Origin of the sequence: Marinovum sp. (genome assembly GCF_048263515.1) — a bacterium.
GTDB lineage: Bacteria > Pseudomonadota > Alphaproteobacteria > Rhodobacterales > Rhodobacteraceae > Marinovum.
In genome coordinates this window covers 1-8,963 of sequence record NZ_JBLXEC010000039.1, presented here as the reverse complement: position 1 = coordinate 8,963, position 8,963 = coordinate 1, and the positions used below count along the sequence as shown (strand labels likewise).

Genomic DNA, 8,963 nt, shown 5'->3' with positions numbered 1-8,963 from the left:
TCGGGGCGCCGATTGTCGCCGGGATCATCCGGCGGCGGTCCAGACCTCCGGGTTGATCATGTGGATCGGGGCGCCCTTGGCATAGGCGTTGACCTGCTCGAAGATGTCGGTGAACTGCAGGTCGAACTCGTCCTCGGTGACGAAGCCGATGTGCGGGGTGCAGATCAGGTTGGGATGCGAGAGCAGCGGGTCTGACGGATCGGTCATCGGCTCTTGGTCGAAGACGTCGATCGCCGCCATGCCGGGTCGCCCGGCATTTAGCGCGTCCAGCAGCGCGCCCGGCGCGATCAGCCCGGCGCGAGAGGTGTTGACGAAGAGCGCGCCGGGTTTCATCTGCGCGAGGTCTTCGGCGGTGACGATGCCCTTGGTCGCGGGCTTCATCCGCACGTGCAGCGAGACAACGTCGCTGTCGGCGAAAAACGCGGCACGGCTGTCGGCCACCGTCTCACCATCGGCTTCGGCGCGCGCGCGGCCCTCGTCCGAGGCCCACCAGACGACGTTCATGCCGAAAGCGCGGGCGTAATCCGCGACAGCCCCGGCAATCCGGCCATAGCCATACAGCCCCAGCGTCCGGCCGCGCAGCGTCTTGCCGACGCCCATCTGCCAGGTGCCGGCCTTGGCCGAGGCCATCTGTTGCGGGATCTGGCGCATGGCGGCGAGAATCAAGCCAAAGGTCAACTCGGCTGCGGCGTAGGATGGCGTGTCGGAGTGCATGTTGGAACAGAGCAGCACGCCCTGGTCGGTGCAGGCCGGCACGTCGACATGCGGATAAACGCTGCGTTGCGAGATCAGCTTCAGGTTCGGCAGCCGCTCCAGCAGCCCGCGGGTGACCTTGGTGCGCTCGCGGAACAGCACCAGCGCCTCGGCGTCCTGCAGACGGTCGGCCAGCGCGGCTTCATCCGCGACGTGATCGGTCCAGACCGTGACGTCGTGGCCGTCGAGCAGGCGAAAACAGGGCAAGCCACGCAGGGTGTCGAACCAGTCGTCGAGGATATGAACCTTCATCGGCTTTCCACGCCCGCACCGGGATGCAAGGTGCGCGGGGTGGCGACGAAGACCTCGCCCTCCAGCGCGTTCAGGGCGTTGCGCAGCCGTCTCCGGGTGGCCAGCAGATGGGTATACTGCTGGTCACAGCCCGCGATCGGGCCGGGATACGCGGCCAGCTCGTGCTGCACCTCGTCCAGGGCGCGGCGCAGGTGTCGCGCGGCAAGGTCGATGTCGGGAAGATCGGTCATGGCGTCGCCTCATTGCGGTATACCGAAGCATACAATCACTCGCCCACTAAATCAATCCGCGCCGTCAGCCCGGCGCCGAGAGCGCCGTCATGGCCTTGCTGACCCGATGGTGCAGGTCGGTCAGGGTGCGCTGATCGCCTTCGTGGGCTTCCAGCTGGCGGGCAAGGTCGGCCCGGAGGGTTTCGAGGCTGCGGATCGCGGCGCGGAGTTTTTCGTATTCGGGCATTGGTCTTTCCTCAATGCGACAGGAGAACGGGAATGCGGATATCGCGCAGGACATTGGCGGTCACACCGCCAAGGAAGTCCTCGCGGAACTTGGAATGCTCGTAGGCGCCCATCACCAGGAGCGACGGATCGTTGCGGCGGCAATAGGCGAGGATGGTCTCGGCGACGGGATGGGTTTCAGGGAACTCCTCGTGCACCGCTTCGACGTCGTGACGTGCGAGGTGGGTCATGAGATCCGCCACCGGCCAGCCAGAGCGCTTGCCGACGGTCAGCACGCTGACCTTGCCTTGCGCCTCGAGCAGGCGAAGGCTGTCAGACAGGGCACGCGCCGCCGAACGGCTGCCGTCCCAGGCAAGCGCCGCGTGGTTGTGGCGGGCACCGGCGTCATGGCCTTCGGGCACAACGATCACCGGGCGGCCCGAGAGCAGCGCGATGCGGTCGGGGTGGACGGTGACATGTTCGTCGTCTTCGTCCATGTGCCGCCCGACGATGATCGCGTCGTAGTAGCGCGCGGCCTCGGACAGGGTGGTGTCGACGCGGCCGGTGATCTCGCGAAAGGTCAGGGCCTCGCCGAGACCCAGCTCCGGACGCAGGGCCTCGAAGGCGTCTTCGATGCCTTTGACGATGCTGCCATTGGCCTCGGCCAGCAGCGCGCGGGCCTCTTTCGGGATCCAGCGCGAGGAGCGGTCGATCACGTCATGACCGCTGTGCGCCAAGAGCGCGGTGACATGGGCCTTGCGGTCGCGGGCCAGGGCTGCGGCATAGCGCAGCGCGGCGGCAGAGGCCTCCGAGCCGTTGAAGGCGACGAGCAGGTTCATCACGGGCATTTCAGCGGCCCTCCCAGATGTGCGCGGGCACATAGACCTTGCCGTCCACCAGCTTGCGCGCGGTGCGCAACAGGCCCGCGGAGTTCAGGCTGAAGCTGTTGTTGAGATCGAAATCCACCAGCACCTCGATGGTGCCGGAGGCATGTTCCAGCACCACGTTGGCCGGGCTCTCGCTCGGCCGGTCGAGCAGACCGTCGGCCACGGTCCCCGGCGTCAGCGCGCAGGAGGCCAGGCATTGCGCGCCGGTGACCGCCATGCTCGGATGGGTGTTCCAGGGCATGAAGTAGCGCGTGGCGATGGTGCCGCCGTCGCGCGCCGGCGCCAGCAGGCCGAACTTGGGGGTGACCGACTTCGTGACATCGCCCATGCCCATCAACTCGCCGGCCTTGATCCGCACCGCCTCCATCCGGGCAAAGAAGTCGCGGTTGGCGTCGAGCTCGGCCACGCTTTCGTGGCCGGTCAGGCCGAAGTCCGACGCGCGGGCGATGGCGATGGGCATCGCCACGTCCATGCAGGTCAGCTCGATGCCGTCGATGGTGTCGCGCAGGTTGCCGGTGGGCAGGAAGGCGCCAGTGGACGAGCCGACGACGCCCATGAAGTTGAGCGCGATCGGCGCGGCGCTGCCGGGCACGCCGGCAATCTCGGCGTCGCCGTCATAAGTCAGCACCCCGCCCGGGGTCTGCACCCGCGCCAGCACCTTGGCGCCGGTGTTGACCGCGCGGATTTTCACCTCGGTCTCGTCGCCCGAAGGCCTCACAAGCCCCATCTCGATGGCCGCCGGGCCAACGCCCGACAGGATGTTGCCGCAGGTCGGCTTGAAATCCACCAGCCGATCCTCGACCGAGACCTGGGCGAAGAAATAGTCGACGTCGGCCCAGTCGTCGTCCGAGGGCGAGAGCATGGCGACCTTGGTGGTCACCGCCGCCCCGCCGCCGATGCCGTCGATGTTGAGCACATGGCCCGATCCCGTCACCGAGATCAGCACCTGCGCCAGGGTCTCGAGATCCTCGGGCAGGTCCGCGCGGTTGAAGTAGGGTCCGCGCGAAGTGCCGCCCCGCATGAAGATGAACGGAATGCCTGTCTGTGTCATGTCACTCCCCTCCTCAGCGCAGCGGCCACGGCAGATCGACCGCGTCCTGCAACAGTCCTGGCGGGAAGTCGCGGTTAAGCGAGGCGGCCATGACGCACATCAGCGCGAGACCGCAGGCGGTCAGGATCGCCGTCTTGGTCCAGCTGGCCCCGGCCCGCACCCGCAGAAAGGCGGTGAGGAAGCCAAGCAGCGCCAGGATGAAGCCCACGAAATACGTGGCCACGATCAGCGAGGCGAACCAGGCCAGCGTCGGCCAGAGGCCGTAAGGCGCATCGGCGTCTTCACCGGCCACTTCCTTGTCGGCAAAGATCACGTCGGTCTCGGGGCGCATCATCATCTGCGCCATCATGATCAGGCAGCAGAACAGCGCGATCCCCCCGATGACCAGCGGCACGATCTTGTCGGTCAGGTTGTAGTCCGGGATCAGGCTGGCATTGATCAGCGCGGTGACCAGATAGGCCACGATCACCAGCAGGAAGATTACCGGCGCACGCTTGGAGCCCGACTGCACGTCGCCTTCTGCCATGATGGTCTTGGCCTGACGGATGCCCAGCACCACCGAGACCACGGTCACGATGATCAGCACGATCACGATCGGCGAGAAGATGTAGTCCATCCCCTCTTCGAACGATTTGCGGAAGCGGAACGAGGCGATCTGGAAGGCCTGGTTGGAAAACTTCTCGACCGGGTTCGACAGCACGAAGCCGATCAGGAAGGCCGGGCGCGACCAGTCGAAGCGGCGCAGGAAGATGCCGATCAGACCGATCACGAAGAGCGCCAGCAGGTCCTCGAAGTTCTGCCCCGACTGGAACGCCGCAAAGGAGATCAGCATGAACAGGAACGGCGCGAGATAGGTGAAGCGGATGGTGGTCAGCTTGGCAATGCCGCCCGAGGCCGCGATGCACAGAAGCGTGCCCACGACGTTGGCCAGCGCCAGCAGCCAGACGATGGAATAGGTGATGTCGAGGTTGTCACGCAGCATCGAGGGGCCGACCTCGATATCGCCGGACCCGAGCAGAGCGATGGCGCCGATGAAGATCGCCATCGAGCCGGACCCGGGGATGCCGAACAGCAGCGTCGGCACCAGGCCGCCACCTTCCTTGGCGTTGTTCGAGCTCTCCGGCCCGATCACGCCGCGGATTTCACCCTTGCCGAATTGCGACTTGTCCTTGGTGGTCTGCACCGCGTGGCCATAGGCGATCCAGTCGACGACCGAGCCGCCGAGGCCCGGGATGATGCCCACCAGCACGCCGATCAGCGAGCAGCGCACCGAGAGCCACTTGTTGGCCACCCAGTCGCGCACGCCCTCGCCCCAGCCGGCGCCCAGCTTGGCGTCCTTGGCGATCGAGCGGTCTTGGCGCAGCAGGCTGACGATTTCCGGGATGGCAAAGATGCCGAGGCCCACGATCACCAGCGCCAGACCGTCGGTGAGATAGGGAATGTCATAAGTGGCCATGCGCAGGCTGCCGCCCGCGTCGGCCTCGCCTATCGTGCCGATCATCATGCCGAGGCCCGCCGCCGCCAGCCCCTTGAGCGCCACGCGCCCGGCCAGCACCGCGACCATCGACAGGCCGAGCACGGTGATCATCAGCATTTCCGGCAGGCCGAAGGCCAGCACGATGGGCCGCGCCACCAGGATGAAGATCGTCAGGAAGAGCGCGCCCACCAGCCCGCCGAAGAGCGACGAGGTGAAGGCCGCCGAGAGCGCCCGCGCCGCCTGGCCCTTCTTGGCCAGCGGAAAGCCGTCGAGCACCGTGGCCTGTGACGCGGACGAGCCCGGAATGCCCATCAGCACGCTGGCGAAGGTGTCCGATGTGGGCACCACCGCGACCATGCCGATCATCAGCGCGAGGCCGAGAACCGGCTCCATGCCGAACATGAAGGGCAGAAGCAGCGACAGGCCGGCAATGCCGCCCAGGCCCGGAAAGACCCCGACCGCCAAGCCCATGACGACACCCAGCACCAGGTAGCCGAGAACAACGGGTTGCAGAATGAGAGCCCATGCGTCGCCGAGAGCCGGCAGGGCCGTAGCGAGAACGTCCATCGCGCTTGCCTTTTGTTGGATGTCTGGAAGAGCAAAACGGCCCGGTGGCGTAAACGCACCGGGCCGCTCGACTGCTCGATTATTACTTCAGCGAAACGCCGTAGGCTTCTTCGAGCCAGTTTGCGACGAATGCCTTGGCCTCGGCCGACACGGTGGTGCCTTCCTTGGTGGCCCGCGCCGCGCCGTCACCTACGAAGACCGGGTACTTGCCGACCTGCTGGGCCGCGCGATCCTTGAAGTCGGGCGCCGAGCGCACGGCGTCAAACGCCTCGACATAGGCCTGCTTGACGTCATCCGGCGTGCCGGCGGGCAGGAAGGCGATCTTCTGCACCGGGAACCCGGCGATGAAGAAGGCTTTCCAGGCGTCCCAGGTCTCGCCGCTGGTTTCGCAGCCCTCGGTGGCTTCGCAGACTTCCTTGAAGCTCGGGATGTCCGGGAAGGTCGGGTCGCGGACGATGTTGCCCTCTTCGTCGAGCGCACCCCAGGTCATCATCGGCACTGCAGTGCCGGCGGCGACGAGGTCTGCCGAGGCGCCGAGATAGGCCGAGGAGGTCTGGTAGTCGATGTTGGCTTCGCCCCGTTCGAACATCAGCCGGCCGTCACCGCGCCCCTTGATGCCGAAGACCGGCTCGACGTTCATGCCCAGCATCTGCCAGGCCAGCAGCGGCACGAGGTCGAGACGGGTGGCGCCCTGCGAGCCGTAGATGAAGTCGATGTCCTTGAGGTTATTGGCGGAACCGTCGAATTTCTTGCCGTCTTCGGCGTTCAGATAGGCCACGCCGCCGGTGCCCGAGGCCATGACCGGCACCCAGTCGGAATATTCATAGCGCACGCGCGGATCGCCCAGCAGATAGGGGAACTGGGTCGAGCCCGAGGTGCCGAACATCAGCGTGCCGTCTTCGTGCTCCTGCTCCTGGAACCAGTTGGCGCCCTTGGTCGACCCGGCACCGGGCATGAACTTGACCACGACGGTGGGGTTGCCGGGCAGTTGCTCGGAGAGCAGCGGGGCAAAGAAGTTGGCCCACTTGGCCGACCCACCGGTTTCCGAGAACGGGATCACCCATTCGATTGTCTTGCCGGAAAAGTCGACCTCGGCCGACGCGGCGGTCGCTGTGAACAGCGCGGCGGCGGCAACGGTGGATGCGAGTGTACGTGAAAACATGTGTGTCCTCCCTGGACGGTCATGATCGCGATGGGGTCTCCCGCCCGGCGCGATCGGCATTTTCTACACGAGGAGAACGAATCCCCTCATCCGATAAGCGCAACATGGCGTTCCAACCTTGCGCCAAACTTGCGCAACGTGACAATGTTTTAACCATGCGAATTGCCGTTATCGAAGACAACGTGGAACTGGCGCACGGGATCGCCTATCGCCTGCAGGACCGCGGGCACTCGGTCGACGTGCTGCACGACGGCGAGGAAGCCGACCTGTTCCTTGCCCGCGAAGGCGCGGACCTCGTGGTGCTGGACATCAACCTGCCGGGGATGTCGGGGCTCGACGTGCTGCGCGCCCTGCGGCGTCGGGGCGAGGGGATGCCGGTGATCCTGCTCACCGCGCGCAGCGAAACCCAGGAGCGGGTGGCGGGGCTGGATGCGGGGGCCGACGACTACCTGACCAAACCCTTCGAGATGGACGAGCTGGAGGCGCGTCTGCGGGCGCTGTCGCGGCGCAAGAACCTCGAATTTTCCGCGCAGGACCACCTCGGCCCGCTGGTCTTCGACCGCACCAGCCGCCAGCTCATGCACGACGGCGCGCCGCTGGAAATCCCGCGCAAGGAAATCGCCACGCTGGAATGCCTGTTCGAACGGCGCGGCCGGATCGTGTCGAAGGCGCAGCTGATGGCGCATGTCTACGGCACCGGCGCCGAGCACGACGACAGCGCGATCGAGCCGCATGTCTCACGACTGCGCAAGCGGCTGGAAAGTTACGGCATCAAGATCAAGACCGCCCGCGGGCTGGGCTACATGCTGGACATCGGCGGCGCATGACCGCCACCTCGACCTCGCTGCGCACGCGGCTGTTCGTCACCATTCTCGCCCCGCTCCTGTTGGTTTCGGTGCTGCTGAGCATCTGGCGCTATCACGCGGCACAGGTCACCGCCGAGACGCTGTTCGACCGTGGTCTTCTCTCTGCCGCGCTGGCCATCGCGCGCGACGTGGCGATTTCCGAAGGTGATGCCCTGTCGCCCCGCACCCGCGCACTGATTTCGGACGCGGGCGGCGGCGAGGTATTCTATCACGTCACCGGCCCCGGCGGCATCTACGTCACCGGCTACGCCTATCCGCCGCGCGCCGCCGAACCGATGAGCGAGCGCGGGCCGCTTTACCTCATGGCCGAGTACCGCGGCGAGCCGGTCCGAGTTCTGCGCATGTCGGAACGGACCATCATAGGCAACCTCACCGGCGACACCGTGGTCACCGTCTGGCAACGGCTGAGCGACCGCGCCGACTGGGCCGCGCAGCTGGCCTGGCGGGCAGCGGCGCTGATCGCGGTGCTGATGGCGACCCTGGCCGTCGTCGTCTGGTTCGGCGTGCAACTGGGCCTGCGCCCCCTGCGCGGTCTGCTTGCCGCCATCGACCGCCGCTCGCCCGACGACCTGAGCCCGATCCGACGCCCCGTCCCCACCGAGCTGTCGAGCATCGTTGCCACCCTGAACCGCCTGTTTGCACAGGTCGAACGCAGTCTCGAGGCGCACCAGGCCTTCATCTCGGACGCCGCGCACCAATTGCGCAATCCGGCAGCGGCGCTCCTGTCACTGGCCGAAACCCTGCCTGAAGTGCAGGACCCCGAGGAACGACGGAGGCGTGAACAAGAGCTGATCACAGGCGCCCGCAAATCGGCACGGCTGGCCAACCAGCTGCTGTCACTGGAACGGCTGCGCTATGACAGCCCGGCCGCGGCCGAGACGTTCGATCTGAGCGATGTCGCCGAACAGGTCGGCACCGACATGGCCCCCGATCTGCTGCACCGCGACATTGCCTTCTCCTTCGACCGCAGCACCGTCCCCCTGCCCGTCGCCGGCGACCCGGTGCTGATCGGCGAGGCGCTGCGCAACCTGATCGACAATGCCCTGCGCCACGGCGGCCCCGACCTGACGGCAATCCGCGTCGAGACCGCCCTCATCGGCGACCAGGCAAGCCTCACGGTTGCGGACAACGGCCGCGGCATGCGCCCCGGGGACGTCTCGGTGGCATTCCGCCGTTTCGGGCAACTCGATCCCGGCGCCGGCAGCGGTCTGGGTCTGCCAATCGTAAAAGAGGTCGCCCGGCTCCACGGCGGCGACATCCGCATGGAGCCTTCTGAGACCGGTGCCACGCTCGGATTTCACCTGCCGATCCGGAGCCAGAATGCTGCCTGAGTGGAGGTTCCCCAAACCCCAAGCTCTCAGGCACCGCCCTATGACCAACTCTTCGACACGTCCGTTGTTTGACGTTGGCCTGTTTTCCAAACAGGGAGACAGACGAGCCTGTCAATCGGCATGCAATTTTGACCCCCTATCGGCGTCCAAAAATGACCCCCTGTTTGGCGCACGTGTAGCTGG

9 protein-coding genes are annotated in these 8,963 nt (G+C 66.4%); 2 read left to right on the top strand and 7 right to left on the bottom strand.

The features are described 5' to 3' along the window. Positions 1–24 precede the first annotated feature (24 nt). The 7 genes from ACN0SE_RS19920 to ACN0SE_RS19890 form a co-directional block, all read right to left on the bottom strand. Positions 25–1,005: a D-2-hydroxyacid dehydrogenase family protein gene (locus ACN0SE_RS19920; protein WP_417526279.1), complete on the bottom strand. Its 981-nt coding sequence runs from the start codon at positions 1,003–1,005 to the stop codon at positions 25–27. Continuing rightward, positions 1,002–1,235 carry a hypothetical protein gene (locus tag ACN0SE_RS19915; RefSeq protein WP_417526278.1) on the bottom strand — a complete coding sequence of 78 codons (234 nt, stop codon included), beginning with the start codon at positions 1,233–1,235 and terminating at the stop codon, positions 1,002–1,004. Before ACN0SE_RS19915 ends, ACN0SE_RS19920 begins: the two co-directional genes overlap by 4 nt. Positions 1,236–1,299: 64 nt before the next feature. Next, a complete protein-coding gene (locus tag ACN0SE_RS19910) occupies positions 1,300–1,461 on the bottom strand; it encodes a hypothetical protein (protein ID WP_417526277.1) in 162 nt (53 codons plus the stop codon). A gap of 10 nt (positions 1,462–1,471) precedes the next feature. After that, positions 1,472–2,278 (bottom strand): universal stress protein, encoded by an 807-nt coding sequence (locus ACN0SE_RS19905; protein WP_417526276.1) that lies wholly within the window; start codon positions 2,276–2,278, stop codon positions 1,472–1,474. A 10-nt stretch (positions 2,279–2,288) separates the two neighbouring features. Then, positions 2,289–3,377, bottom strand: coding sequence for a 4-oxalomesaconate tautomerase (locus ACN0SE_RS19900; RefSeq protein WP_417526275.1), 1,089 nt, complete (start codon positions 3,375–3,377; stop codon positions 2,289–2,291). A gap of 13 nt (positions 3,378–3,390) precedes the next feature. Then, complete coding sequence (locus ACN0SE_RS19895; protein WP_417526274.1) at positions 3,391–5,421, bottom strand: tripartite tricarboxylate transporter permease; 2,031 nt, start codon at positions 5,419–5,421, stop codon at positions 3,391–3,393. 82 nt (positions 5,422–5,503) lie between these two features. After that, on the bottom strand, positions 5,504–6,583 hold the full coding sequence (locus ACN0SE_RS19890; protein WP_417526273.1) for a tricarboxylate transporter: 1,080 nt from the start codon (positions 6,581–6,583) through the stop codon (positions 5,504–5,506). 155 nt (positions 6,584–6,738) lie between these two features. Here ACN0SE_RS19890 and ACN0SE_RS19885 point away from each other — a divergent pair, with 155 nt between their 5' ends. Then, positions 6,739–7,410 carry a response regulator transcription factor gene (locus ACN0SE_RS19885; protein WP_417526272.1) on the top strand — a complete coding sequence of 224 codons (672 nt, stop codon included), beginning with the start codon at positions 6,739–6,741 and terminating at the stop codon, positions 7,408–7,410. Beyond that, positions 7,407–8,780 carry a sensor histidine kinase N-terminal domain-containing protein gene (locus ACN0SE_RS19880; protein WP_417526271.1) on the top strand — a complete coding sequence of 458 codons (1,374 nt, stop codon included), beginning with the start codon at positions 7,407–7,409 and terminating at the stop codon, positions 8,778–8,780. The genes ACN0SE_RS19885 and ACN0SE_RS19880 overlap by 4 nt, the downstream gene beginning before the upstream one ends. The last annotated feature ends 183 nt before the right edge of the window (positions 8,781–8,963 follow it).

What these genes read in the sequence shown, in the direction of transcription:
- ACN0SE_RS19905 (WP_417526276.1), bottom strand. Translation starts at nt 2,278, where the DNA reads ATGAACCTGCTCGTCGCCTTCAACGGCTCGGAGGCCTCTGCCGCCGCG.
- ACN0SE_RS19880 (WP_417526271.1), top strand. Translation starts at nt 7,407, where the DNA reads ATGACCGCCACCTCGACCTCGCTGCGCACGCGGCTGTTCGTCACCATT.
- ACN0SE_RS19915 (WP_417526278.1), bottom strand. Translation starts at nt 1,235, where the DNA reads ATGACCGATCTTCCCGACATCGACCTTGCCGCGCGACACCTGCGCCGC.
- ACN0SE_RS19910 (WP_417526277.1), bottom strand. Translation starts at nt 1,461, where the DNA reads ATGCCCGAATACGAAAAACTCCGCGCCGCGATCCGCAGCCTCGAAACC.
- ACN0SE_RS19900 (WP_417526275.1), bottom strand. Translation starts at nt 3,377, where the DNA reads ATGACACAGACAGGCATTCCGTTCATCTTCATGCGGGGCGGCACTTCG.
- ACN0SE_RS19895 (WP_417526274.1), bottom strand. Translation starts at nt 5,421, where the DNA reads ATGGACGTTCTCGCTACGGCCCTGCCGGCTCTCGGCGACGCATGGGCT.
- ACN0SE_RS19890 (WP_417526273.1), bottom strand. Translation starts at nt 6,583, where the DNA reads ATGTTTTCACGTACACTCGCATCCACCGTTGCCGCCGCCGCGCTGTTC.
- ACN0SE_RS19920 (WP_417526279.1), bottom strand. Translation starts at nt 1,005, where the DNA reads ATGAAGGTTCATATCCTCGACGACTGGTTCGACACCCTGCGTGGCTTG.
- ACN0SE_RS19885 (WP_417526272.1), top strand. Translation starts at nt 6,739, where the DNA reads ATGCGAATTGCCGTTATCGAAGACAACGTGGAACTGGCGCACGGGATC.